Origin of the sequence: Acetobacter sp. A11-2 (assembly GCF_040208445.1) — a bacterium.
Classification (GTDB): domain Bacteria; phylum Pseudomonadota; class Alphaproteobacteria; order Acetobacterales; family Acetobacteraceae; genus Acetobacter; species Acetobacter oryzoeni.
Genome location: NZ_CP157843.1, coordinates 2,479,200 through 2,503,539 on the forward strand (window position 1 = coordinate 2,479,200; position 24,340 = coordinate 2,503,539).

Sequence of the window (24,340 nt, forward strand, 5' to 3'; positions counted from 1 at the left end):
TTATAGAAAAGATAACGCCCAAACAAAGGCACATAAAACCAAAACAGCCACAGTTATGGAGCAGAAATGGAGCAGCTCTCACCTTCCAGCACCACTACGCCAGAAACCCTGCGTGAACGCCGCACACAAATGATAACGGCAAAACTGCCGGCCAAAATGCGCCGCGCCATACAATGGCTACGCAAGCCCGAGCAAAAATGGGTGCGCCTGCCTTCTGGGCTGCTGTTCATTTTGGGTGGGCTGCTTTCCTTTTTACCCGTTTTGGGTGTGTGGATGCTGCCTTTGGGTATTTTGCTGCTAGCAGAGGATATTCCGCTCTTTCAGAGCCTGAGCGGTAAGATGTTGGGGTGGATTGCCCGGCGCAAGCCCACATGGTTGGGCATTGCTGAAAACGAAACGGAAGAAGAAGCCTTCCTGCGCGTTCAAACCTTTCTGGAGCAGGATTTATACCATCCCTAAAGTTTTTATCCGCAGCCATCTTGACTGCCAAGCTTAGTGGCCTTGTCCACAGATTCTGCGGATGCTCCGGTGGGTAAGCCTGTGGATAACGGGCACAACCCATGTGAGTCACGCTGATGATTTACCCATACCCTATATAAATCCGGGCACCTGATTAAATGCTTTTGCCCCCAGCATAGCCATTATTTTTGCCATGCTTTCCTATTTCCTGATTGACCATTTATAGAAAGAGGTCAGGCCTAAAAATCACTTTGAAATAACCACAAAAAAAACCGCCAAAAGGCGGTTTTTTCTTACCCAATTTTTAGAATATATCTCTTAGGCTTCAAACAGCTTCCGACATTTCATACGGTATGTTGGCTTTTGTCAGTTCTGCCAGAAAATCTCTATCTACTACGGCATCCTTATAGTTTTCATCTTCCACACATTCCTGCCAGGAAAGCTCGGATGCAGAGGGTTTGGCTGCTTTCCAGGTTTGATGCAAAGCGGATGCCTTGGAAACAAACTCTTTCAGAACAGAAATTGTAACAGTGGTCATAGCGTGAACTTTCTCTTCAATCTTACATACTTGCTTCTATGTGGCCTTAGCAGATAAGCGCTGCAAGGTATTCATTCACACTTTCCACAAGGTTGTACACAGGCAGAAAAACCCTACACCAAACCCTGTGGAAAGAGACACAGATATGGCGCTTTATTTCTGACGATGAGGTGGTCTTGCCTTGCGCCAATTGCCTTCAGCCGATGCCTTGTAAGCAAGCTCATCATGCCAATAGCTCGCACCAGCACGGCTATGGTGCCCAAGCAAAAAACCACTTCCATTGGCATGGGGTGCTGATTGCGGGGTGACATCAAAAAGGTACTTTATAGCCCCAATTGTTGTTGTACCCGGCCCAGTATTCACCCAGATGTTCTCAAAGCTATTGGGGTTATTTTTATAACGGGTCAAAGAATCACAAAGGGCATGAATAATAGCTTCAATAACAGGGTGCTTTTTTCTGGAGATGATCAACCCGTTTTCAATGCACCATGGGCTGCCAACGGCGTACAGAAGGAAGCATTCATAAGACGCATGACCGGTGATGTGAACGAGTGGAGCATGCATGGAAATATCGACGTCAACGTAAATACCCCCATGCACATACATGTCACACATACGCCACAGATCAGACCGCATGGCAGGGTGGAAACACACATCAAAAAGCGCCACCATATCTGGCCCGAAATGCGTATGCAGAAAAGCCCGCGCAGATTCATCATGCGTGAGGGCCATCTCAAAATCCGGGTTGTTGTTTTTTACTTTTTCAATAGAACACGCTACGTCATCCGGCAGTGTTTCACTATGCCAGTATTGAGAAATTCTTTTCGGTATAGTTGGTGGCAGAACGCTTTTATCTGGTGGATCAATATCCGCCTGATCAAGCGTTGGAAGCCAGCCACTTTCCACGCCTTTTTCCAAACAACGAAAAAAATCCATTTTGACATGGGGCGAATTGGGGCGCCTAGATTGCGTGCTCATATTTCTCGTCATAAATAATTATTTTTCATACCCATAAAATATTACCATGGAAAAAAGATATAAACAAAAATATCCCTCACCTATGGGCCGGACATAATACTACCACACAGACCGCCCTGAGAACGGTGTTGAAAGAAAAGTTAAAATATTCCAATATCAGAATATACATTCATCCATATAAGTATCAGTTACACCCAATTCCGAGAGCGCTTATGGACAGTCTGAAAAAAGCCAAACAGTCTGTAAAAGACCTGCTCTCTTTACTCGTATATTACCGTCATTTCAGACGCATTGCGCAAGCTGTTCAGGATATAGAAATTGTATCTGTAGGAGACCATTGCCTTACAGCCTCAGTGCTCAAAAATTTGGGACTTAAAAAGAAATCTTATCCGTTTGATTGGATATTTAGTGATATCCGTATGGTAAATCATTGTATTCAGGATAATTTTTTAACATTTCTGGATAGATCACAACATATGAAAATTTCTGAAGATGAAAAACTTTCACCAGATGCTAATTTTTGTGATCACATATATTACAAAACACACTATGGCGTTCTCTTTACATTCAATCACTATGATATATCGGATGATAAGATTTACAGATACTACGAGCGCTGTGTTGAAAGATTTGTAAATCTATTACACTCAGATAAAAAGGTTATATTTTTATGCATTTCTCAAAGAATCAATCAAAACGACTTTTATGAACTTTCAAAAACCCTATCTCTTTATAACAACAAATATCTTCTTGCTCTAAACTTCATACAGCGCGAAGATCAACTTTATACATGCAGCATTTCCCTAGAAACAGAGAATGCGCTTTTATATTCCATTTCACGCAAAGAAAGTATTGACGGCACGGATTTTCAAACCACACAGGATTTCATGAGCTTTATGACCGTTTTCTCTGCGTTTCTTGCCTCCCAGAAAGGGCGATAGAAACACAAGACATCAAATTTTTGCCTTATATCAGTGGCATAAAACAACCAGCCAAGAGCCTGTCCGCTACCTATGGCGGCTCTTGGTCAATTTCCACGCCAAAAATCCGACCGCACCACCAGCAACCGCCAGCCTACAACCAAGATGATGGTGGCAAAAAACACTCCCCCACCACCAACAATCATCCCGCACTCAAAATCTGGCGTCATGCAGATTGGATAGCCGTATTATCCGCCTTGCATTTGGCAAAGATGGCCTGAATATCCGCCACACTCGGCCCGGTCTTGCTCTTGGATTGTTCCAGAGCTTCCTTGACCGTTTCATAAACTTCCGGCCCGTATTTTTCGGCCAGACTGGCCACTGTGCCCACTACGCTAAGAATGGCGCTAATTTCTGCTGCGTTCATGTTACTTGCTCCCGCCAAGTGCTGTACAAACATCCGGCGTGGTACCGGTTTTCAGGCCTGCCCAGCAGGTTTCGAATGATGCGAAGTCTGTCTGCAAAGCGGATACTGCCGTTTCAGTAATGCTGTTGCCGGCCTCGACGCGGATTTCTCACACTTGAGGCAATTTCGGGTCATTTTGTAGAATTCAGTCATACCACAGGAGCCCGATCTGGAATATTGACGATATTCTGCTTCTGGCGGCGGGTTCTGAACGCAGTGAGGGTGTCACGGCCTGAGAAGGCAGTGTTGGTGGAAGCTATGTGGTCTGTGCACTGTCTGTTTCTTCAGATGGCCTGCCGGAGCCTTCGCAATCGTGCATGAGCGAGGGCGAATTCATGCTGACAGGGGAACATGTCCGGCATGGACAGGACAATCCGACGGACGCTGAGCGTTACACGTGTCGCGATTTTGAGCAGCCGTGCGCGCATGGTGCCACAGGTCGCCGTCTCCAGGCTGGTCTGGCCAAGGGCCAGTCTTTGCAGAGCGGTCAGCAGGACATAGGCTGCGGCCGAGAACCACAGCCGGAGCTGGTTGGCCCGGATGGTGTGGGACGAGGTCCTGTCTGAGAACAGATCCATCTGGCATTCCTTGATGCGGTTTTCCATATCCCCGCGTGCGCAGTAAATCTGTTCGTAGAGATGGCGGGGGTCGGACATTCCCTGCGGTAGCGTGGTGACAATAAAGCGATGATAGCGGTTGCCGTGGCGCCATTCGGCCTTGGCCACGACCCGCCTGCGGCGCGTCCAGCTGTCCTTTGTGATCCAGTCAAAGGAGGCAAAGCCGCGCGCAGCTCTGCCTGTCGTGGCGGCTTCGTCACGAACCTCAGCGGACAAAGAGGCAATCCGGTCATACAGGCGGGTGTTGCCTGCAAGCCCGAACAGGAAGTCAACGTGGTTGTCTTCGCACCATGTCATCAGACTGTCCCGGGCGAAACCGCTGTCCCCACGCACCAGGATACGCACCCGAGGCCAACGGCTCCTGATCTGCTCCACGATCCGGCGGATGTCTGCCAGTGCTTCCTTCCCCGGGTCCCTGTCTGCCGTGCGCAGGGTGGCGCTCAGGAGATGGTCTCCGCAGAAGATGTATAACGGCAGATAGCAGTTATGGCCGTAATACCCATGAAAGGCCCGGCCTTCCTGATGGCCATGGATACGGTCATCGGTGGCATCCACATCCAGAACGATCCGGGCGGGTGCGCGCTCATGCTGGTCCATGAAGAGCGTCACGAACAGGGTAGCCAGGGCCTCATGATCAGCAATGATGCGGCAGTAACGATCTGCCTTGTGGCCACTGCGCTCCAGCCGGTTCAGCGTGGATTTTCCTGCCAGTGCTGCGCAGTTTGCCCGGCCTCCTGACAGACGGCCCGAGGCCAGACCAAAGATCAGGTCATGCCGCAGGGCATCGTGATCATTGAGATCTTCATAGCCCAGTGCCAGGCCCATGATCCGCTGACGGACAAGGTCTTCAACCCGGTATTCCACAAAGCCGGGATGCCGCTTATCGCGAAAACAGGCAGCAAAGCGGCGGCTGAGACCCAGAATGTCATCAGCCTGCTTCACCAGAATGACGCCCCCATCCGAACTCATGCGACCCCCGTCAAAACGGGCCACAACACGCCGTCCACAGGAGGCTGGAAATTCATACGCGCCTGCGCTACACTCTGTCTGCATCGGGTTTTCTTGATGATTATGGAAATTTCTTTTGTGCAAAACAGACTTTTTCATAATCTAACCCGATGTACAACCCTTCTGTGAGATTTCCGCGGCGACGGATGCGCATCCCCTCTTCGCTCAATGTGACTGGAGAATTCGGAGACGATGCTCGCGACTGGCATGAGGATTTGGAGCGTCCGATCACTCCGGCAATCGCATCCCAGCTTTTGCCTGCATTGGCTAAGGTTTCCAGTTTCGCGTCTTCTTCGGGCGTCCATGGTTTGGGTTTGCTCATCGCGTAGCCTCCTGCGCTGGGGTACGCTTGAACAGGTCGGGGCGTAGTTCATGAAATCCCTTCTTCGTAAGAGACGAGATAGCTTCGAGATGCGCGGGAGGAATGTTCTTCCATTGGCTTATTGCCTGAGATGTAACCCCAAGCATTTTAGCTAATGCGCTCTTGCTTCCTGCTGCGCTTACCGCAGCTTTAATGGGATTGTGTTCCATGCCAATATGTAAGCACAGGTTACATATTATATCAAGCAAAACTTACGTCGATGTAAGCGCAACAACGTTGTAGAATGTAAGCATGTCTTTCGGTGATTTTCTTCGTGATGCTATGGCCCGTGCCAATGTCAGTAATTCTGAGTTGGCGAAGCATTTTGGCGTTTCCAGTCAGGCCGTCAGTCAATGGCGAAGTGGCAGCACTTTGCCCGGCTCCATCCGCATTGAGCAGGTCAGGGCTTATCTTGAGGATAAAATCGCAAATCAAGAAGACCTAGCTCCATGCCGCTCTGATATGCCCGATATGACTGTGGTACATCCTCCCAATTATCTTCCAGTTCCAACGCTTGATGTGAGAGCGGGAGCCGGTGGAGGAGGTATCATTGATGGAGCATATCTCAGCGCGCCTCGATATTTTGAGGCCGGGTTTATAACCCAAGAGCTACGCGCTTCTCCAGAAGATCTCTGCCTGGTCGAGATTGAAGGGCAATCAATGGAGCCTCTTCTCCGCCATGGCGACACGGTGCTGGTGGACCGCAGGAAAACCAATCTCTCCATGGAAGGCATATTTGTCTTGTTCGATGGAGATGGTGTGGTTTGCAAATGGGTTGAAATCGACCGCGATAAAGATGTGCCGACGCTCAAAATACGGTCGGAAAACCCACGCTTTAAAGATTACGATGTTTTGGCGGAAAACTGCAAAATTTTAGGTCGTGTTGTTTGGTTTGGGAGGCGGATCTAAAAATTCTACAAATAATTACATTAACAATTACGCAATTATTCTAGAAAGTTAAAAGCCACTATGGATCAAGATAAAGACGCACACGATCAGCGCGCCAGTACTAATTGCAGCGCAAATGCCACGAATATATCCACCATAAACAGCAGTAGCACTTCCAAAAACAGCGGTTCCTGCACTTGCCAAAGCGGCGAAAATCCAAACCCAAGTTGTCATGTTATGCCCCCAGTCCAAGATTCCTTAGCAAAAAGAATAGCATTTTGGGCATTCATTATATCAATTTTTTCATGCATATGGAGTCTTGGATCAATGATTGGCTCACTGCGCTCGTCATCTGCATCCAAGCAAAGCGCAAAGACGGCAATGAAAGCTCTTGATGCTTCACAAATGCCATCCTTATTGATGAACATTTCATCCCCAGGACTACCTATATCTCCAAATGGAATATACATCATCCCCATTGTTGTTAATAATGTTGGTCAATCTGATGCGACTTTAATTTATACAGAAGTTTCTGAAAAATTTACCAATGAAAGACTAAATCTAGTTGATGATTTTTCAAAGGTTGATGTAAATAATCAATTGGATTTCGACGCGGAAATCTCACAGAAGGGTTGTACATCGGGTTAGATTATGAAAAAGTCTATTTTGTGTAAAAGAAATTTTCGTAAGCTATAAGAAAACCCGATGCAGACAGAGTGTAGCGCAGGCGCGTATGAATTTCCAGCCTCCTGTGGACGGCGTGTTGTGGCCCGTTTTGACGGGGGTCGCATGAGTTCGGATGGGGGCGTCATTCTGGTGAAGCAGGCTGATGACATTCTGGGTCTCAGCCGCCGCTTTGCTGCCTGTTTTCGCGATAAGCGGCATCCCGGCTTTGTGGAATACCGGGTTGAAGACCTTGTCCGTCAGCGGATCATGGGCCTGGCACTGGGCTATGAAGATCTCAATGATCACGATGCCCTGCGGCATGACCTGATCTTTGGTCTGGCCTCGGGCCGTCTGTCAGGAGGCCGGGCAAACTGCGCAGCACTGGCAGGAAAATCCACGCTGAACCGGCTGGAGCGCAGTGGCCACAAGGCAGATCGTTACTGCCGCATCATTGCTGATCATGAGGCCCTGGCTACCCTGTTCGTGACGCTCTTCATGGACCAGCATGAGCGCGCACCCGCCCGGATCGTTCTGGATGTGGATGCCACCGATGACCGTATCCATGGCCATCAGGAAGGCCGGGCCTTTCATGGGTATTACGGCCATAACTGCTATCTGCCGTTATACATCTTCTGCGGAGACCATCTCCTGAGCGCCACCCTGCGCACGGCAGACAGGGACCCGGGGAAGGAAGCACTGGCAGACATCCGCCGGATCGTGGAGCAGATCAGGAGCCGTTGGCCTCGGGTGCGTATCCTGGTGCGTGGGGACAGCGGTTTCGCCCGGGACAGTCTGATGACATGGTGCGAAGACAACCACGTTGACTTCCTGTTCGGGCTTGCAGGCAACACCCGCCTGTATGACCGGATTGCCTCTTTGTCCGCTGAGGTTCGTGACGAAGCCGCCACGACAGGCAGAGCTGCGCGCGGCTTTGCCTCCTTTGACTGGATCACAAAGGACAGCTGGACGCGCCGCAGGCGGGTCGTGGCCAAGGCCGAATGGCGCCACGGCAACCGCTATCATCGCTACATTGTCACCACGCTACCGCAGGGAATGTCCGACCCCCGCCATCTCTACGAACAGATTTACTGCGCACGCGGGGATATGGAAAACCGCATCAAGGAATGCCAGATGGATCTGTTCTCAGACAGGACCTCGTCCCACACCATCCGGGCCAACCAGCTCCGGCTGTGGTTCTCGGCCGCAGCCTATGTCCTGCTGACCGCTCTGCAAAGACTGGCCCTTGGCCAGACCAGCCTGGAGACGGCGACCTGTGGCACCATGCGCGCACGGCTGCTCAAAATCGCGACACGTGTAACGCTCAGCGTCCGTCGGATTGTCCTGTCCATGCCGGACATGTTCCCCTGTCAGCATGAATTCGCCCTCGCTCATGCACGATTGCGAAGGCTCCGGCAGGCCATCTGAAGAAACAGACAGTGCACAGACCACATAGCTTCCACCAACACTGCCTTCTCAGGCCGTGACACCCTCACTGCGTTCAGAACCCGCCGCCAGAAGCAGAATATCGTCAATATTCCAGATCGGGCTCCTGTGGGATGACTGAATTCTACAAAATGACCCGAAATTTCCTCAAGTGTGAGATGGGGTGGTTGCCGTCCTCCCCGCACGGCATCGCAATGTGCCAGAATGGTCGTTGGAAGAAACGACTGCGCGAAAGGACGGCAGATGAAGGATACAGTGATAGGCGTTGATCTGGCAAAGAACATTTTCCAGGTTCATGGAGCTTCGCGTGCGGGCGAGGTGATGTTTCGCAAAAAGCTGCGTCGTCAGCAGTTTATGCAGTTCATGGCCACGCAGCCGCCTGCTCTGGTCGTTCTTGAAGCGTGCGGGAGCGCGCATCACTGGGCTCGCGAACTGGCAGGAGCTGGTCACGAGGTCAGACTGATCGCTCCGCAGTATGTGAAGCCTTTCGTGAAGCGCCAGAAGAACGATGCTGCTGATGCGGAAGCGATCGTCATTGCGGCCCGGCAGCCGGAAATGCGCTTTGTCGAACCACGCACTGAAGCGCAGCAGGCGCGTGGCGTTCTTTTCCGGGCCCGGCAGCGTCTGGTGCACCAGCGCACGGAACTGGTGAATGCCCTGCGTGCCGTTCTGTATGAATTCGGTCTCGTCGTGCCACAGGGGATTGCGCATATCAGACACATTGAAACCATGCTGGATGAGGCGGTTCTGCCAGAGGCTGTGAAGCAGGAATGCCTTGATCTGCTGCGACAGATTTCGGAGCAGAGTGTGCGGATTGATGTCAGAACAAAGAAGATCAGGATGCTTGCCCAGGAAAGTGAAAACACCTGCAGATTGCAGAGCATGCCTGGAGTGGGTCCTCTGACCGCTCTTGCGATTGAAGCTTTTGCGCCTGACCTGCAGAGCTTCCGGCGCGGGCGCGACTTTGCTGCGTGGCTGGGGCTGGTGCCCCGTCAGTTCTCATCTGGCGGAAAGGAAAGGCTGGGGAAGATATCAAAAGCCGGGCAGGCTGATATCCGCAGGCTTCTCATCATGGGCGCCATGACCCAGGTGAACTGGGCCAGCCGTAAGGCCCCTGCACCGGGAAGCTGGCTGGCACGGATGCTGGCCCGCAAGCCCCGTATGCTGGTAGCCATTGCGCTGGCCAACAGGATGGCACGAGCCATCTGGGCCATGGCAACAAAACAGGAGGATTATCGGGATCCGGCCCTGTCCCTGGCAGCCTGAGCGATGGCTCGGCTCCCGCGGATGGAACCGGTAGGGGTGTGAGAGGGCGATGACCTGAATGGGCGCATGATCGTTTGATCCGGATCGGAAAAACCAGTGGATTTCTCTGTGCTTTAAAGCACGCCTGTGAGATTTGGATCTGATCCGCTGATCACCATACCGGCCAGTGGCTTCTGAAAGGCCACATCAACAGGCCTTACAGAAGACCGCACACGATCACACGTCAATATTGGTCAGAAAACTCTTGCATAACGGACGGTAACCACAGAAGAAATCCGCGACGATATCCCGAGAGGAAGTTCATTTTCCTTAACTCCTCATTTAAAATGGAATCAAATTATTAATACAGAATATTTTTACGTTTTGGTAAAAGCAAAATATGAAGACATTTTTAAACATAAATACCAAAGAGAAACATGTTTCAGATTTAAAAAATTCACATTGACGTCAAACTACACGACAACATCGACATATAATGCTGATGGATTATGTTTTAATCACAATAACACGAAGCCTATAAATGATTAGCAACCTAACTTTAAATTAAATCATTCTTGATGCCCCGCTCCAATATGAAGCGGGGCATTTTTTTGCAGAGCATGTAAGTTTTACTTACTTTTCCCTTTACATGATTGGTAAGTAATACTTACATCCACCCATCACGAACGAAAGGTGATGGGCGATGAACGCTTCTCTCTCAATTCTCGGAACGAAGATACGGCAGGATGCGGAAGGCCGGTTCTGCCTGAACGACTGCCATAAGGCAGCCGGTAGCGATAAATCTAAGCAACCTGCGTTTTGGGTTCGTAATTCCCAAACTCAATATCTTGTTAAAGAAATTAGGGCCTCTGCAAATTTGCAGACCCCCCTCTCGAAAACGAATGATGGCATTAACAACGGCACCTACGCCTGCAAAGAGCTGGTATATGCCTACGCAATGTGGATTAGCCCCGCCTTCCACCTCACTGTCATTCGCGCTTTTGACGCACTGGTAACGGGCCAGATCGCTGCACCCGCACTAAGCGAACAGGAAATTGTCGCACGGGCGTTCCAGATCACAGCACGACAGGTTGAAGAGCTTAAACAGGAAAACGCTATTCTTGCACCTCAAGCTGAGGTCGCCAGAAAGATCGCAGACAGTGATGGCCTCTACACGCTGAACCTGTCAGCCAAAGCCGCAAATATGCAGCTCAACCAGTTCACGCGTGCAGCGCATGCAAACGGATTCATCTTTAAGCAGAACGGAAAATGGAATGCCTATTCTGACAAGGTGAAGGCTGGATATTGCTACGTAAAGTTTCACCCATACCGCGACCGTGACGGCGATGAGCGCTTTAGCCCGCAGGTGTTTTTCACACCAAAAGGCATTACGCGCCTCGTTAAAATATCTGGCCAGCACTGAGGGTAAAGCAAATGAACACTCTCCAAAACAAAGAATGGCCAGAACGCATCGGAAGCGGTGCGCGGGATGTGTGCGACTGGTTGCAGTTTACGGCGCTGGGGCAGTTGTTCTGTCTGGCTGTGTTTTTCTACGTGGCTGTTTTCTGTCTGCTTTGCACGGATACTGGCCTGCGGTTTGTTGAATATATCGACATGACCTTTGCTGGCGTTATCGCGCTGATGGTGGGTGCGTGATGGCAACGAAGTTCACACCCGGCCCATGGAAAGTTGGACCTGTAGATGACACGCTAGTTGCAACGGCTGACGGCAATGAAGTTGCACAAATTTGCGGTGATTATAACCAGTCTGAAACATGACCTGTTATGGAAGCCAACGCTCGTCTGATTGCCACGGCGCCTGAGCTTTATGAGGCTTTAGATCGCCTACTCCATGACATTCAAGATCTTAAAGAAAACAGCGAAGGTGTATCTGGTTTGCATCAAAATGGCGATGTTGCGGATTGGGATTCATTGAGCGAGCAAGGGAGATTTTCTTCATGGATAGGAAATTCTGAAAGTCTAGCTCGCACCGCTTTAGCAAAAGCCAGGGGCGAAAATCCAGAACCCTAATGCCGCAATGTTTCCCGCTGTCCGCAGCGGGTTGCATGGCCGCATTGGCTGAATGTTTCTCCACGCTAGGAGTAGAAAATGGCTTACACAAACAAGGCGTACGCAAACGCCGTGCGTGATGGCATGTTTAATACGGATGATGTGCCGGAGCATGTAGCGCGTGAAATCCGCGAATATGAAGCGGCAATATATCAACACTGCCAGATCATCATGCGCATGCAGCGGGATGAATTTTCAGACCGTGCTTTTGCAGACACGATGATTGATTATTCCGAAGAAGCTATCGGTGATATGGTCTGCGCTGTGCGTGAACTGCGCGAAAAGCGGAAGGAAAGCATTAAGTCTGCCGCCCTGTCGCATAATGACGACAGGCGCAAAGTTGCGGAGTGTGCGGCATGATCACCCTCTCCCACAACGAAGCCCAGCGCGTCATTACCAACCTACAAGCAGCAGAGCAGATCATCATGGGCGAAATGAAGCATGTCCCTGCCCTTGGTGAGAAATGGAGTAATCTGCTGGATGCACAAGTAAAGATCAGGACGCAAGTGAATTGGCTCACAGCTATGCTGGGAACTGATACGGGTCCGGTCATTGCTGATCGCGTGCTGGAGGCTGCGTGATGGATGCCGTTCTCGCAACCCTCAATAGAGCACACGCTGATTACATGCGTGAGGCTATGCAGGCGTGGAACAATCAGATCATCGCCTCCAGAGCAGATGGGGCCAATACAGACTCCTGCGCCCTTGAGGCTATTGGTGCGGCTGAGGATCTAGTGCGCAAGGCAAAGATGGCAGCAGAGCTTCTGCGGTCAGAACTCGCAAAGACGATGCAGCAGGACGGCGTAACAGGTTTTCAGTCTGACAACTGGAAGGCCAGCCTGCGTGAGCGGTTGCCAGAGCCAATGGTCACGGATGAAAAGGCGCTTCAAACCGCCCATCCCGAACTTTGGAAGCCACAGCCGGATAAGTTCCAAACCACAGAAATGAAGAAACTGGCCCGGAAGCAAGATTTGCCCGGCGTCACAATGAGCAATGGCGGCGCTCCCATTTTGGTTGTTAGCGCCCGGAAGGATGGTTGAAATGAGTAATGCACTGACAGCACATGCCCCCGTTTTGCAGATCAGCACATTCAATGAGCTGTTTACGTTTTCAAAAATGGCAGCGAACTCAGATCTGATGCCCAAGGACTACAAGGGTAAGCCAGAAAATATCATGATCGCTGTGCAGATGGGTTCTGAACTTGGCCTGGCACCAATGCAGGCTATCCAGAACATTGCCGTGATCAACGGACGCCCCAGCGTTTGGGGTGATGCCATGCTGGCGCTTGTGCGTGGATCCGGTAAATGCGCATCGGTTAAAGAATACTTTGAAGGAGAAGGCGACAACCTTCGCGCTGTATGCGTTGCCAAGCGGATAGATGGTGATGAAGTAACAGGCGATTTCAGTATTGCAGACGCTAAACGCGCGAACCTCTTTGGTAAGCAAGGGCCATGGCAGCACAGCAGCGTGTTGCGCCACCGGTTGACCACATCGCCTTATTCCACACGCGCTTGGAAAAGTGCCCTGATGTTGCGTGTGTAGATAGCCAGTGGAGCCTATGGCAGACCACTATCGCTCGTGCCCAAGAAGCAGGCCGTCCGATCAGTGAAGAAGTGCAGGAAGCGGTGCAGGATATGATCGCTGATCGCCGCGAGAAACTGGACAAGAAAGCTGCCGAAGCTCCTGTTGATGGAGCGCCGGCATGATCCTCTTTTTTGATACGGAGACTACAGGCCTCCCCGACCGGTACACTCCCCTCAATTCCGACCGGCAGCCGCATTGCGTGCAGCTTGCGGCCCTATTGACGGAAGACGATGGCACAAAACGCGCAAGCCTGAACCTGATCGTTCATCCTGATGGGTGGACGATACCGGAAGCGGCAGCAAAGGTTCATGGTATTACAACGGAAATGGCTCAGCGTTGCGGTGTGCGTGAAGCGATCGCAGCCGCGGCCTTCTATGATCTGACCAAAAAGGCCGATCTTCTGGTTGCACACAATATCAAATTCGATGTGCAGATCATCGACATTATGTTTGCGCGTGTCGCGCGTGGCTGGCGTCTGCTGGGCGAGAAGTTCTGCACAATGGATGCAGCCGCCCCGCTGGTGAACCTGCCACCAACAGCACGCATGATCGCTGCTGGCATCGACAAGCCCAAATCACCGAAACTGGAAGAATGCATCAAGCACTTCTTCAATGAAGAACTCGAAGGCGCGCACGATGCCATGGTAGACGTTCGGGCCTGCGCTCGTCTGTTCTTCCATCTGCGTGATGTGGAAGGAACTGGAGCATGACCCAGAAACTAAAAATCCTCGGCCCCTACACGCCAGAACATGAGGGGCCTTATGCCTTCAATGGTGAGGTGTGCGTGGTTCATGCTGTTTTGGGGCAGCTTGCTTTCATTAGCAGGCCCGAAAGTAATGAAGGGTTTATTGCTTGCCTGTTGGATATAAAGAACGCCGAGGAAGTCCCGCAGCCGCGTGAATTCTGGATGGCGCTTAGCAATTCTGGTGGGCGCATAACATGCACAAGCCCAGAACAAGCGCATCAGGCGTTTACACCAGAGTATAGAAAAGAAGTAATACACGTCCGCGAAGTGCTGCCGGGAGAAGGCGAATGACCGATAAATCTGCAATGGCCGATTATGAAGTAAAAGAGTGCCTCTATATAACTGGCACACCTGATGCGGACGGAGACAGTCCATTTTTTAAGGTTGGGGAACCTAGCTACGTTGCATGCAAGCCAAAAAGCGAATGGCCTATAGTTGAGCGCATTACCTTGCAGCATGACGTTAACGGTGAATATTGTATGCGCACTCGCGCTTGCGTTTGGGTAGATGGCAAACTGTTTTTTGAGTGCCCTTATCAGGCTCTTACAGGTGTGGGGTATGCACTATGACCCATCCCCTTCCCATAGTTGGCTACATCAACCCACTGGTGGCAGACGCCCTACGCGACCCAACCAGCGGCATCAATACAACGCAGTTACGAGCAGAGCCAAACGCTGGCGTATCTGGGGCCGTGGTTATGAAGGCCGATGCGGATGCGGTTATTTCGCAGTTGAACGAGATAGTGACCGGCGCGCGCATAAGCATTGCCAATGGAAACCCAATGAAGGCTGCTTATTTGCTTGAGGCAGCCCTGAAAGGCCAGGAAGCATGAGCGAGGAATTGAAGCCGTGTCGGTCTTACCAGCCTGATGGGCATGTTTGCAAAGATGGTTTTTTTCAAAGGCCATTATGCAGAGGTAATTTTGGTTGCCACGCTTGTGGGCGTACATCAGAAAAAGACACACCCCTTTGCCAGTATGATGAATTGCCAAGCCATTTTGTCACGGAATCTGGGATGCCAGCTTTTTCCGCACGGAACACCCGCGCAGGAGAGAAGGCGTGAGGGAAGACATATACCGGCATAAAAAGCGGGGCACGCAATATATGGTGATGGGAAAAGGAACCCTTCAAATCGAAGGGCCTCACGATATGACCGAATGCATCGTCTATATGAGCATGGATGATGGTCGCATTTGGGTTCGCCCTTCCACTGAATTTTTTGATGGCCGATTTGAAAAGGTAGAAGTATGACCACCCAAAACTGGCCCGACCCAAAGCGCCCCGGCGTGCCTATGTTTCCAGAGCGGGATGGATGGCATTGGATACACATAGGCAACGGCAGCGGTCCACGTCCTTTTTATTGGTGCAGCAAAGCCCAAGGGTATTTCACATCCACTGAAGTCTGGGCACATAGATGGAAATACACCAAGGCCTGGGAATACCACGGCCCCGTCCTCACCCCCACGCAGATAAACGAAATGCTGGCGGCGGAACGGGAGCGTGCAGCGAAGAAAGCACAAGAAATCAGCGACGAATATTATGATGAGCGCGAACTCGCGGATAACGATGATGACCGCGTTTATTACGATGAGCGTATGTGCGCAGCCTCTGAATGTGCCAAAGCAATCCGCAATCTAGGGGCCGCGGCATGAGGGCGAGAGAGGAACAAATTGAAGAAATGGTGCAGGTTAATTCTGCCTATTTGTGCCACGAAGATTACACGCCCGATAATCTCCGGATGATGCTTGCCGCCGCTATTAGTGAAGCCGAAGAACGCGCACGGGCAGAATGTGCGGCTGATACGCGGCGGTTGGAGTGGTTGGCTGAATGTGTGTCAAGCATTGGGGGCCGTCATGGCGAACCCCTAATTTGGCAGATCATGTTTTTCTCAAGATCTGGTGTCACAGATCCCAAAGAAATACGCGCCGCCATTGACGCAGCTATGGAGGGCGGGAATGGGAGAGACGCTACCTGATCTTATGACGCTGAAGGATGTGTTGCTGCGCTTGCGCGGAACAGTAAAAGAAAAGTCCCTTCGGAAACATCTGAATGAAACCCCGATATATGCGGGCGGCCCAACCCATAGGCGTTGGGGAAGAAAATTTGTGTTTCGCAATGACGATTTTAAACGTCTGTTAGATAGCTTGGAATGTCGCTCAAAATCATCAGTCGCAAAGGCCGTGAATATCTCTACGTCCGTGGAACCGTCTGCGGAAAAAGCATTTTTGAGAGCACAGGAACTTCTGACCCGAAGCAAGCGGAAGCGTACCGCGCCAAACGGGAGAGCGAACTCTGGACGGCGAGTGTCTTTGGCGCCCGTGCAGTCGTCACCTTCTCCAGCGCAGTAGAGGCATATCTCAAAGCGGAAGAAAGATCGGACACCACAAAAGACTATCTCATGCGCCTTTTAATGCACTTCGGGCGCATGAAGCTCTCCACTATTACGCAAGAAACGGTTGACCAGTCATACCGATACTTGCTCCGCGATGGGGATAATGCTGCGCCGGCAACAAAAGTGAGGGGTGTGCTAACCCCTCTCAAGGCAGTCCTTGAATTTGCCGCCGTCCGCCAATGGTGCGACAGACCTGCTTTTAAGGGCCCGTCCATACCCAAAACACGCTCCATATTCTTGAGGCCCGAAGAAGCCACGCGCCTTGTGGAATCGGCATCGCCTCATATCAGACCATTACTGATTTTCTTGATTGGCACCGGTTGCCGCATGTCCGAAGCAATTGAGCTTGATTGGCGATATGTAGATATCCGAGGCGCCAGTGCTGTGGTCTGGCAAAAGCAGGGGAATGAACGGCATGTTGGCCTTGTGCCGCGCGTTATCGAAGCCTTGCGCTCACTACCCGATAGAGATGGGCCGGTGTTCCGTCCGCGCTATAAGCGGGGGATTGAAAGAGGATATGCAGACAAAGGAAGAGTAAGCGGCGGCCAGATAAAAGCGGCTTGGTCTGTCGCATGCAGAAAGGCCGGATTGCCCGGACATATGTGTCAGGTTGTGAGACGTCATTGGGATGATGTAGCGTGGGCGATACCGCGTTATGCTTCGTTGTTTTCTTCCGTTTGCAGGGAGACCGAATGATGCTTCAGATCCACCCACAGGCACGCACGACACCGGCTGTCCGGGCTGAGATAGCTCGTTCGTCAGAACCGACATCCGTGCTCGCCAGACGCTACGGGATCAGCGATGAAACAGTCCGCAAGTGGCGCAGGCGTGGTTCGGACGCCTGTCAGGACCGCAGCAGCCGTCCCTGGAGGCTGGCCTGGAAAGCCTCGGAGGAGGAGCGCGCCATTGTCTGTCAGCTTCGGCGTTCTACCGGTTTTGGTCTGGATGATCTGACCTTTGTCTTACGGCATTTCCTGCCGCATCTGAACCGGGACAATATCTGGCGGATACTGAAAGACGCCGGATTGAACAGGCTGCCTCCTGTTCCAAAGGCCGGACCAGTTCGGGGACAGGGAAAGTTCCGCGATTACGATCCCGGTTATGTCCATATCGATGTGAAACATCTGCCAAAATTACAGACAGCAGATGGGGACCGGCGGAAACGTTTTCTGTATGTCGCCATCGATCGCTGTTCCCGTTCAGTGCACCTGGCTGTTTATGACGCGGAAAATGCGGATAATTCCGTTGATTTCCTCAATGCCGTCAAATCGGCCTTTCCTTTCCGGATCACCCATATCCTGACCGATCGTGGCTCCTGCTTTACAGCGGACGCCTTCGAAAAAGCCTGTCATGACATGGGAATCGACCGACGCCGGACCAAGGCTTACTCCCCTCAGACCAATGGAATGGTGGAACGCTTCAATGGCCGTGTCGCTACAGAAGTACTGCAGGTCTGTGTCTCAAACCATGAAGATCTGGAAATTCTGCTCAGAGGCTTCTGTTTCGCCTACAATCATCGCCCGCAGCGTGTTCTGGGCGGCATCGCTCCCGCCCAATGCATCATCTCATGGCTTGAAAAACATCCCGCGTCACGTAATCAAGACTATATCAAACCGGCTGGTCGTGACATCATGAAACAGGTCGACGAAATCCTTGATTACGCCAATGACGTCTCACAACCTGACACATATGCGAGTCTGGACTCCAAAGGGATCAATAAAAGAAAAGACCGTCTTTGTTCCTGACGTCACGCCTCATGATTTACGTCATACATGGGCTTCGTGGCACTATTGTCTGTATCGCGACATTCTGGCGCTCAAAGAGGATGGCGGATGGGCGACTATGGGCATCGTGGCACGCTATGCGAAGAAAATGCCTGATGCATATCGCGAAGAGATTCGCGCTTGGTGGGGACTGTCTGAGCGGCACGGATCTGGCACGGATATAGGTGCCAAATAATGCAAATTGATGCCGCTTAATGGCACTACATGGATAGATTTTTCAGGGAGAGAAATACTTAAAATCCGCAGAAAACTACCGGTTAGGGATGGTGGGCGCAACAGGGATTGAACCTGTGACCCCTACCATGTCAAGGTAGTGCTCTACCGCTGAGCTATGCGCCCATCCGTAACCGTGGGCCGCCTTTTATCCTTCTTGCGTGGCAAACGCAACCCCTTAGAATACCAGCAACATGAAAAATCTTGCCCATTCCCTGCTGCCTCGCCATTTGGCACGTTTGCTGGAAAACACATCAGAGGCAGACTTGCCAGATCAGGCAAGCCGGGCCATTGCGCCTGCTCCGTTTGAGGTGCTGGGGGCTGTGGGTGCGCCTATTGTACTGGCATCTCCGCATTCCGGGCAATTTTACCCAGAAGCCTTTGTGCAAAACTCCCGCCAGCCTCTTTCCGTTTTACGCAGTGGGGAGGATAGCCATATTCACCTTTTGGCAGAGCAGGCACATGCCTTAGGGCCAGCCTTGCTACATGCCACCTTCCCCCGCGTGTTTTGTGATGTAAACCGTGGTGCGTGGGATCTGGATACACGCATGTTCCAAGGCCCCATTCCTGCTTTTGTACGTCCCACAGAACGTGGCCTCGCTGGGCTGGGCTCCATTCCGCGTATTGTGGGCAACAGAAAACCCATTTACTGGCATCGCCTACCTTTTATGGAAGCCGCCCTGCGCATCCGCCATTACTGGATGCCTTACCATGCCATGCTGGCCGATATGCTGGATAAAACACGTAAGACGCACGGCTTCTGCCTGCTGCTGGACTTACACTCCATGCCCGATGTGCCAGAAGCGGCAAGCCCAGACTTTGTGCTAGGCGATGCTCACGGCACCACATGCCACCCAGATATTATCAGCACAGCCGAACAGACCTTGCAGAGCCTGGGCTTCCGCACCACGCGCAACCAGCCTTATGCTGGCGGGTATATCACCCGCCATTACGGCAGACCGCAGCACAACCTACATGCCCTGCAAATTGAAATGCGCAGAAGCCTATATATGGATGAAGAAACCCATATCTGCCACGCAGGCTTTGCACCGCTATCTAACGCGCTGGCGACACTTACAGAAAAGCTTCTGAAACTCTTTCCCGCTTCCCACGGTTTATAGAAAAGAAGCATGCGTATTATCTAAAGGGGTGGATATTGAAAACGCGGCGTCACCACCACATCTGATAATCACATAAAAGCAAACAATGCATTACAGGACGTGAACATGACAGAAACAACCCAGAACACCACACCCAATGCCGAAACGCGGGAGTTTAGTGCAGAAGTTGGGCGGATGCTGGATCTGGTTGTCCACTCTCTCTATTCTGAAAGAGAAATTTTCCTGCGCGAACTCGTGGCCAACGCGGCAGACGCCACAGACCGCAGACGCTTTGAAGCCCTGACAGATGGCGCCCGCGCCCTGCCAGAAGATGCCAAAATTCATATCAACCCGGATAAAGACGCACGCCTGCTGACCATTACCGATGATGGTTCGGGCATGACCAAGGAAGAACTTATTAACAACCTTGGCACCATTGCACGCTCTGGCACCCGTGCCTTTGGCCAGCAGCTTGAAAATGCCAAACCGGAAGATCGCCCCAGCCTGATTGGCCAGTTTGGTGTAGGCTTTTACGCGGCCTTCATGGTGGCAGATAAAGTGGATGTTGTGTCCCGCCGAGCTGGATCAGATGAAGCATGGCGCTGGACTTCCGATGGGCGTGGATCTTACACACTAGAACCTGCCACGCGTGATAAGCCGGGCACGGATATTACCCTGCACATCAAGTCTGATGCTGAAGAGTTTCTGGACCCTACCCGTCTGCAAACCATTATTCGCAAATGGTCGGACAACATTGCATGGCCTGTCACGATCCTGCATGACGGTAAGGAAGAAACAGCCAATGAAGGTAAAGCACTTTGGCTAAAACCCAAAAGTGAAATTACAGAAGAACAGCTTGAAGAATTCTACCGCCATCTAACCCACAACTTCGATAAACCGTGGGATACGCTGCACTGGCGCGCAGAAGGCACCATTGAATTTGCAGCCCTGCTGTTTATCCCTTCCATGCGGCCTTTTGAATTTGCGGAACAAACGCGTGAAAGCAAGCTGCGCCTGCATGTGCGCCGCATGTTTATTACTGATGAAGCCGAAATCCTACCGCCGTGGCTGCGCTTTGTGCAGGGCGTTGTAGATACGGAAGATCTGCCGCTTAACGTCTCGCGCGAAATGTTGCAGGCTACCCCCGTGCTGGCCCGTATTCGCAAGGCTGTTACCAGCAAGGTGATGGGTGAGTTGAAAACCCGCGCCAAGGATGCCGAAAGCTACGCTGCATTTTGGGAAAACTTTGGCCCGGTGCTGAAAGAAGGCATGTGGGATGACCCCACACACCGCACGGAGGTTGCCGCACTCAGCCGTTTCCGCTCCAGCGCTGTAGATGGTCTGACATCTCTGGATGACTATATCAGCCGCATGAAGCCGGAACAGGATGCCATTTACTACGTAACCGGTGATAGCGCAGAAGTGCTGGCGGCATCTCCGCAGATTGAAGGCTTCAAGGCACGCGGTGTAGAAGTGCTGCTGCTGTCTGACCCGGTTGATTCCTTCTGGCCAGAGCGTCTGGGCACGTATGAGGGCAAAGCCCTGCGCAACGTGGCTCAGGGCATGACTGATCTGGAAAAATTTGGCGCACCAGAAGAAACATCTGCCGAAAAGGCAGACATGGAAGCCCTGATTCCTGCCCTGAAAGAAGCACTGGGCGAAGATGTTTCAGACGTATGCGCAACAGACCGTCTGGTTTCCAGCGCAATGGTGTTGAGTGCTCCAGAAGGTGGGCCAGATCTGCAACTGCGCAAACTGCTGCAGCGTAGCGGACAGAACATGCCAGAAGCCGCACCTATTCTGGAACTTAACCCGGCACATCCTATCGTGCATACGCTGGCACAAAAGGTAAAAGCTGGTGAAAAAGTGGATGCCTTGGCCCATATTCTGCTGGATGTTGCCAGCATCCAGAATGGCGATACACCCAAGGATGTAAATGCCTTTTCTCGCCGCCTGATGGAATATCTGGCGCAGGGCACACAGCCAGAAGCCCCCAAGGCCTAAAGCATCGCTTCACAAAATATTTATATGTTTCAAAAAGGCCCGGTTCTGCCGGGCCTTTCCTTTTTATAAAACAAGCTTTTCAAAAACTGTTTTACAAAATATCCCAACAAGATCTGACCGATTACAGTAGAACAGAACTTTTCCCGCTCTGGCGCATTCTAGTAGGCAGAACCCGCTATTGCGTTTTTATTACAAAAAATAGCGGCACTTTTTGAATAAGACCTGTTGTATGGAAAATTTTGAAAGGGCCATCTAAATGTTCTCCACCAAAAAAACAATAATGGCGGCAAGCTGTATTCTGGGGCTAAGCGCCGCAGGTATGGCGCACGCACAAAACACGTCTTCCCCCCTTCCAGCAGGCACCACATTCCCAACAGCTCCTGCAGATGCCCTTCCGGTAACAGATCCGGCCCATCCGGCTTCTGCCCCTACTAATGGCGCACAGGTTGTGGGGAATGTTTCTGGCACCTCTACCATAGCCACCCCCGGCGTTTTGGGAGAGGGTGGTCTGCCATCAATAGAAAATGCAAGCACCGGCAATGTGGCTGGGCTGCTTTCCTATTGCGTGCATAAAAATTATGCCTCTGGCACAACACCACGCAGTGTAGCTCGCAATCTTTCCAAGCGTCCCGATGTGCGAAACGATCAGGGATATTCTTTAGGGGGGCAAGGGTTGCTGCAAAACAGTACATCCAAACCTTTTGATATTGCCACTCTTGAGCTTTCCAAACGCGTAAAGCTGTGCAGCGATCTTACAAAAAAAGGCCAAAGCCTGACAGACTAATTATCCTTCATACATGGGCAGGCTATAACAGCCTGCCCTATTTTATAAATAGGCCCAGGTTTTGCGGCTGGCGTTACTTTTTGCTTTCTGCTTTTTTGACATCCTTCCAAATACCATCAAGCATTTCCACGCTTTGGTCAGACATGGAAAGTCCCTGTTCTGCCAAAACTGCCTCTACTCCTTCAAACCTGCGGGTGAATTTGTCACACGCCTGGCGCAAGCAGGCTTCTGGGTCCAGATTCAGCCGCCGTGCCAAACTGGCAATAGAAAACAGAACATCACCCAGCTCATCCTGCATGCGCTCACGGTTGCCGGCCTCCAGTTCAACAGAAAACTCTTCAATCTCTTCATGAACCTTGGCCACCACGCCAGAAATATCTGGCCAGTCAAACCCCACACGTGCAGCCCGCGCCGCCAGTTTGGAAGCACGCAATAATGCAGGCAATGCTGGCGGCACACCCGCCAAGGCACCCGGTATTGCTGCCCCTTTACCAGTTTGCCCGGCATTACGTTGCCGTTCCTGCTCCTTCAACGTCTCCCATTGGCTGGCAATATCCTGCTTTGGTTGCCGCGTATCCGCTACGGCATGGTCTTCCAGCACATCGGCACCAAACACCACATGGGGGTGGCGGCGGATCATCTTTTCCGTAATCATGCGGGCTACGGTTGCAAAATCAAACCGCCCTTCTTCCTGCGCAAGCTGGGCCTGATATACAACCTGTAGCAGCAGGTCTCCCAATTCATCGGGAAACGCATTCCAATCCTTTTTCTGAATGGCATCCAGCACTTCATACGCTTCTTCAATGGCGTAGGGCGCTATGGTTTCGTGCGTTTGCTCTCTGTCCCACGGGCAGCCTTCCTTGGGGTCTCGTAAACGGGCCATAAGGGCCAGCAGACGTTGCAGTTCGTACGCTGCCTGCTGGCTGTTGCCCTGTTGTACGCTTTTTGTTGGTTGGCTGGATGCGGGAGAAGTGGTCATGCTTGTTTCTGCCTTTGGTTTGCATACATACACCGCTACCCGGTGCAAAAAGATATGGTGGCATTTTGCCATAAACAGCCGCGCCGTCTATGCGGCAGCACCCAGAAAGCCTAATCTGCCGCCAGAACCAGAATGAGGTAAGGCATGACACAGAAACCCGTAGTCTTTATTGATGGTGAAGCTGGCACAACAGGGCTTGAAATTCGCGAACGCCTTGCCCCTTTGCCTGTTACGCTCCATTCCGTAGATCATGCACACCGCAAGGACCCTGCTGCCCGTAAGGAAGCCATGCAGGCGGCCGATCTGGTTGTGCTGTGTCTACCTGATGATGCCTCCCGCGAAGCTGTTGAAATGGCCGCAGAACTAGGCGATGCCGCCCCTCGCATTCTGGATGCCAGCACGGCTTTCCGCACGGCACCCGGCTGGGTTTATGGCTTTCCCGAACTGGAAGCGGGACAGGCTGAAGCCATTGCCATTGCCCCTCGCGTAGCCAACCCCGGCTGTTACCCCACAGGCGCCATTGCCCTGTTGCGCCCGCTGGTAGATGCCGGTGTGATGGATGCGCGCTACCCGGTGTGTATTAACGCCATTAGCGGATACTCAGGCGGTGGCCGCAGCATGATAGAAGCGCATGAGCGCGATGGTGGCCCTGCATTTGAACTGTATGGCCTGAAGCTTGAGCACAAGCACGTGCCCGAAATTCATCAACACGCGGGCCTTAAGCGCAGGCCGGTTTTTGTGCCTTCTGTTGGGCACTTTGCGCGCGGCATGATTGTGTCCATCCCACTGCATCTGGATGATCTGAACGGAAACGTGAGCGGGGAAGACCTGCACAACATTCTGGAAAAACGCTACGCAGGGCAAGACCATGTGCGTGTGCTGGCCGCAGAGCCAAAACTTTCTGCCGAAGCCCTTGCGGGAAGCGACAGAATGGAACTGCGCGTGCATGCCAATACCCAGAACCGGCAGGCACTGCTTACGGCCCGTTTGGATAATCTGGGCAAAGGGGCATCTGGTGCTGCGTTGCAGAATATCCGGCTGATGCTGGACCTGAACGCTGCCTAAACGACGCCCTGCCCACGCAAAATAGAAGAAAGGTT

At 51.9% G+C, this 24,340-nt stretch carries 36 protein-coding genes and 1 tRNA gene; 28 read left to right on the top strand and 9 right to left on the bottom strand.

Annotation, left to right across the window (positions count from 1 at the left end):
• Positions 1-66: 66 nt before the first annotated feature.
• On the top strand, positions 67-459 hold the full coding sequence (locus tag ABNV41_RS12095; protein WP_050819169.1) for a hypothetical protein: 393 nt from the start codon (positions 67-69) through the stop codon (positions 457-459).
• Between the two features lie 325 nt (positions 460-784).
• Here ABNV41_RS12095 and ABNV41_RS12100 read toward each other — a convergent pair whose 3' ends face one another.
• Both ABNV41_RS12100 and ABNV41_RS12105 read right to left on the bottom strand, forming a co-directional pair.
• Positions 785-997, bottom strand: coding sequence for a hypothetical protein (locus tag ABNV41_RS12100; RefSeq protein ID WP_050819168.1), 213 nt, complete (start codon positions 995-997; stop codon positions 785-787).
• Positions 998-1,150: 153 nt separating this feature from the next.
• Positions 1,151-1,903: a glycosyltransferase gene (locus tag ABNV41_RS12105; RefSeq protein ID WP_349934767.1), complete on the bottom strand. Its 753-nt coding sequence runs from the start codon at positions 1,901-1,903 to the stop codon at positions 1,151-1,153.
• Between the two features lie 284 nt (positions 1,904-2,187).
• On the opposite strand from ABNV41_RS12105, the gene ABNV41_RS12110 reads away from it, so the two are divergent.
• A complete protein-coding gene (locus tag ABNV41_RS12110; RefSeq protein ID WP_050819166.1) occupies positions 2,188-2,916 on the top strand; it encodes a DUF1796 family putative cysteine peptidase in 729 nt (242 codons plus the stop codon).
• Positions 2,917-3,002: 86 nt separating this feature from the next.
• Here ABNV41_RS12110 and ABNV41_RS12115 read toward each other — a convergent pair whose 3' ends face one another.
• The 5 genes from ABNV41_RS12115 to ABNV41_RS12135 all read right to left on the bottom strand — a co-directional run bounded on the left by ABNV41_RS12115 (position 3,003) and on the right by ABNV41_RS12135 (position 5,517).
• Positions 3,003-3,125: a hypothetical protein gene (locus ABNV41_RS12115; RefSeq protein WP_269057429.1), complete on the bottom strand. Its 123-nt coding sequence runs from the start codon at positions 3,123-3,125 to the stop codon at positions 3,003-3,005.
• Complete coding sequence (locus tag ABNV41_RS12120; RefSeq protein ID WP_050820320.1) at positions 3,122-3,322, bottom strand: hypothetical protein; 201 nt, start codon at positions 3,320-3,322, stop codon at positions 3,122-3,124. The genes ABNV41_RS12115 and ABNV41_RS12120 overlap by 4 nt, the downstream gene beginning before the upstream one ends.
• Positions 3,323-3,645: 323 nt before the next feature.
• The gene (locus ABNV41_RS12125) at positions 3,646-5,031 is read right to left on the bottom strand and encodes an IS1380-like element IS1380A family transposase (protein ID WP_349934768.1); all 1,386 of its coding nucleotides are present in this window, start codon (positions 5,029-5,031) and stop codon (positions 3,646-3,648) included.
• Positions 5,032-5,047: 16 nt separating this feature from the next.
• Positions 5,048-5,308 carry an SANT/Myb-like DNA-binding domain-containing protein gene (locus ABNV41_RS12130; protein WP_050819165.1) on the bottom strand — a complete coding sequence of 87 codons (261 nt, stop codon included), beginning with the start codon at positions 5,306-5,308 and terminating at the stop codon, positions 5,048-5,050.
• The gene (locus ABNV41_RS12135) at positions 5,305-5,517 is read right to left on the bottom strand and encodes a Cro/CI family transcriptional regulator (protein WP_080986742.1); all 213 of its coding nucleotides are present in this window, start codon (positions 5,515-5,517) and stop codon (positions 5,305-5,307) included. The genes ABNV41_RS12130 and ABNV41_RS12135 overlap by 4 nt, the downstream gene beginning before the upstream one ends.
• Before the next feature lie 82 nt (positions 5,518-5,599).
• On the opposite strand from ABNV41_RS12135, the gene ABNV41_RS12140 reads away from it, so the two are divergent.
• The 22 genes from ABNV41_RS12140 to ABNV41_RS12245 all read left to right on the top strand — a co-directional run bounded on the left by ABNV41_RS12140 (position 5,600) and on the right by ABNV41_RS12245 (position 18,121).
• Positions 5,600-6,256 carry a LexA family transcriptional regulator gene (locus tag ABNV41_RS12140; protein WP_050819164.1) on the top strand — a complete coding sequence of 219 codons (657 nt, stop codon included), beginning with the start codon at positions 5,600-5,602 and terminating at the stop codon, positions 6,254-6,256.
• Between the two features lie 60 nt (positions 6,257-6,316).
• On the top strand, positions 6,317-6,883 hold the full coding sequence (locus ABNV41_RS12145; protein WP_155467958.1) for a hypothetical protein: 567 nt from the start codon (positions 6,317-6,319) through the stop codon (positions 6,881-6,883).
• Positions 6,884-6,940: 57 nt separating this feature from the next.
• Complete coding sequence (locus ABNV41_RS12150) at positions 6,941-8,326, top strand: IS1380-like element IS1380A family transposase (protein ID WP_349934689.1); 1,386 nt, start codon at positions 6,941-6,943, stop codon at positions 8,324-8,326.
• A 261-nt stretch (positions 8,327-8,587) separates the two neighbouring features.
• Entirely contained in the window at positions 8,588-9,610 is a 1,023-nt protein-coding gene (locus ABNV41_RS12155; protein ID WP_349934769.1) for an IS110 family transposase, read from the top strand.
• A 682-nt stretch (positions 9,611-10,292) separates the two neighbouring features.
• Positions 10,293-11,012 carry a KilA-N domain-containing protein gene (locus tag ABNV41_RS12160; protein ID WP_050819162.1) on the top strand — a complete coding sequence of 240 codons (720 nt, stop codon included), beginning with the start codon at positions 10,293-10,295 and terminating at the stop codon, positions 11,010-11,012.
• A gap of 11 nt (positions 11,013-11,023) precedes the next feature.
• The gene (locus ABNV41_RS12165; RefSeq protein ID WP_050819161.1) at positions 11,024-11,245 is read left to right on the top strand and encodes a hypothetical protein; all 222 of its coding nucleotides are present in this window, start codon (positions 11,024-11,026) and stop codon (positions 11,243-11,245) included.
• On the top strand, positions 11,245-11,367 hold the full coding sequence (locus ABNV41_RS12170) for a hypothetical protein (RefSeq protein WP_349934770.1): 123 nt from the start codon (positions 11,245-11,247) through the stop codon (positions 11,365-11,367). The genes ABNV41_RS12165 and ABNV41_RS12170 overlap by 1 nt, the downstream gene beginning before the upstream one ends.
• A 6-nt stretch (positions 11,368-11,373) precedes the next feature.
• The gene (locus ABNV41_RS12175) at positions 11,374-11,619 is read left to right on the top strand and encodes a hypothetical protein (RefSeq protein WP_050819160.1); all 246 of its coding nucleotides are present in this window, start codon (positions 11,374-11,376) and stop codon (positions 11,617-11,619) included.
• Between the two features lie 78 nt (positions 11,620-11,697).
• Entirely contained in the window at positions 11,698-12,018 is a 321-nt protein-coding gene (locus ABNV41_RS12180; protein WP_050819159.1) for a hypothetical protein, read from the top strand.
• Positions 12,015-12,239, top strand: coding sequence for a hypothetical protein (locus ABNV41_RS12185; protein ID WP_050819158.1), 225 nt, complete (start codon positions 12,015-12,017; stop codon positions 12,237-12,239). The genes ABNV41_RS12180 and ABNV41_RS12185 overlap by 4 nt, the downstream gene beginning before the upstream one ends.
• Positions 12,236-12,697: a hypothetical protein gene (locus ABNV41_RS12190; protein ID WP_349934771.1), complete on the top strand. Its 462-nt coding sequence runs from the start codon at positions 12,236-12,238 to the stop codon at positions 12,695-12,697. Before ABNV41_RS12185 ends, ABNV41_RS12190 begins: the two co-directional genes overlap by 4 nt.
• A 1-nt stretch (position 12,698) precedes the next feature.
• On the top strand, positions 12,699-13,199 hold the full coding sequence (locus ABNV41_RS12195) for a hypothetical protein (RefSeq protein ID WP_349934772.1): 501 nt from the start codon (positions 12,699-12,701) through the stop codon (positions 13,197-13,199).
• Entirely contained in the window at positions 13,169-13,363 is a 195-nt protein-coding gene (locus tag ABNV41_RS12200) for a hypothetical protein (RefSeq protein ID WP_349934773.1), read from the top strand. Before ABNV41_RS12195 ends, ABNV41_RS12200 begins: the two co-directional genes overlap by 31 nt.
• Entirely contained in the window at positions 13,360-13,950 is a 591-nt protein-coding gene (locus ABNV41_RS12205; protein ID WP_050819155.1) for a 3'-5' exonuclease, read from the top strand. Before ABNV41_RS12200 ends, ABNV41_RS12205 begins: the two co-directional genes overlap by 4 nt.
• On the top strand, positions 13,947-14,276 hold the full coding sequence (locus ABNV41_RS12210) for a hypothetical protein (protein WP_050819154.1): 330 nt from the start codon (positions 13,947-13,949) through the stop codon (positions 14,274-14,276). The genes ABNV41_RS12205 and ABNV41_RS12210 overlap by 4 nt, the downstream gene beginning before the upstream one ends.
• Positions 14,273-14,554 carry a hypothetical protein gene (locus ABNV41_RS12215; protein WP_050819153.1) on the top strand — a complete coding sequence of 94 codons (282 nt, stop codon included), beginning with the start codon at positions 14,273-14,275 and terminating at the stop codon, positions 14,552-14,554. Before ABNV41_RS12210 ends, ABNV41_RS12215 begins: the two co-directional genes overlap by 4 nt.
• Positions 14,551-14,817, top strand: a complete 267-nt coding sequence (locus ABNV41_RS12220; RefSeq protein ID WP_050819152.1) for a hypothetical protein — start codon at positions 14,551-14,553, stop codon at positions 14,815-14,817. Before ABNV41_RS12215 ends, ABNV41_RS12220 begins: the two co-directional genes overlap by 4 nt.
• Positions 14,818-15,043: 226 nt before the next feature.
• On the top strand, positions 15,044-15,235 hold the full coding sequence (locus ABNV41_RS12225) for a DUF1653 domain-containing protein (RefSeq protein WP_050819150.1): 192 nt from the start codon (positions 15,044-15,046) through the stop codon (positions 15,233-15,235).
• The gene (locus tag ABNV41_RS12230) at positions 15,232-15,636 is read left to right on the top strand and encodes a hypothetical protein (protein ID WP_050819149.1); all 405 of its coding nucleotides are present in this window, start codon (positions 15,232-15,234) and stop codon (positions 15,634-15,636) included. The genes ABNV41_RS12225 and ABNV41_RS12230 overlap by 4 nt, the downstream gene beginning before the upstream one ends.
• A complete protein-coding gene (locus ABNV41_RS12235) occupies positions 15,633-15,959 on the top strand; it encodes a hypothetical protein (RefSeq protein ID WP_155467955.1) in 327 nt (108 codons plus the stop codon). Before ABNV41_RS12230 ends, ABNV41_RS12235 begins: the two co-directional genes overlap by 4 nt.
• 174 nt (positions 15,960-16,133) lie before the next feature.
• A complete protein-coding gene (locus ABNV41_RS12240) occupies positions 16,134-17,072 on the top strand; it encodes a tyrosine-type recombinase/integrase (RefSeq protein ID WP_349934774.1) in 939 nt (312 codons plus the stop codon).
• Positions 17,072-18,121: an IS481 family transposase gene (locus ABNV41_RS12245; RefSeq protein WP_349935111.1), complete on the top strand. Its 1,050-nt coding sequence runs from the start codon at positions 17,072-17,074 to the stop codon at positions 18,119-18,121. The genes ABNV41_RS12240 and ABNV41_RS12245 overlap by 1 nt, the downstream gene beginning before the upstream one ends.
• Positions 18,122-18,424: 303 nt before the next feature.
• Here ABNV41_RS12245 and ABNV41_RS12250 read toward each other — a convergent pair.
• Positions 18,425-18,499: transfer RNA gene (locus ABNV41_RS12250), tRNA-Val, on the bottom strand.
• A gap of 68 nt (positions 18,500-18,567) precedes the next feature.
• Between ABNV41_RS12250 and ABNV41_RS12255 the strand changes: the two genes are divergently transcribed.
• From ABNV41_RS12255 to ABNV41_RS12265, 3 genes are all read left to right on the top strand, one after another.
• Complete coding sequence (locus ABNV41_RS12255) at positions 18,568-19,494, top strand: N-formylglutamate amidohydrolase (RefSeq protein WP_349934775.1); 927 nt, start codon at positions 18,568-18,570, stop codon at positions 19,492-19,494.
• A 105-nt stretch (positions 19,495-19,599) separates the two neighbouring features.
• Positions 19,600-21,477, top strand: coding sequence for a molecular chaperone HtpG (gene htpG, locus ABNV41_RS12260; RefSeq protein WP_050819146.1), 1,878 nt, complete (start codon positions 19,600-19,602; stop codon positions 21,475-21,477).
• Between the two features lie 256 nt (positions 21,478-21,733).
• Positions 21,734-22,261 (top strand): DUF2501 domain-containing protein, encoded by a 528-nt coding sequence (locus ABNV41_RS12265; RefSeq protein ID WP_050819145.1) that lies wholly within the window; start codon positions 21,734-21,736, stop codon positions 22,259-22,261.
• A gap of 73 nt (positions 22,262-22,334) precedes the next feature.
• Here the strand turns inward: ABNV41_RS12265 and mazG are convergent, their stop codons facing one another.
• Positions 22,335-23,312 (bottom strand): nucleoside triphosphate pyrophosphohydrolase, encoded by a 978-nt coding sequence (mazG, locus tag ABNV41_RS12270; protein WP_050819144.1) that lies wholly within the window; start codon positions 23,310-23,312, stop codon positions 22,335-22,337.
• A gap of 72 nt (positions 23,313-23,384) precedes the next feature.
• On the opposite strand from mazG, the gene argC reads away from it, so the two are divergent.
• Positions 23,385-24,305 (top strand): N-acetyl-gamma-glutamyl-phosphate reductase, encoded by a 921-nt coding sequence (gene argC, locus ABNV41_RS12275; RefSeq protein WP_087651707.1) that lies wholly within the window; start codon positions 23,385-23,387, stop codon positions 24,303-24,305.
• Positions 24,306-24,340 lie beyond the last annotated feature (35 nt).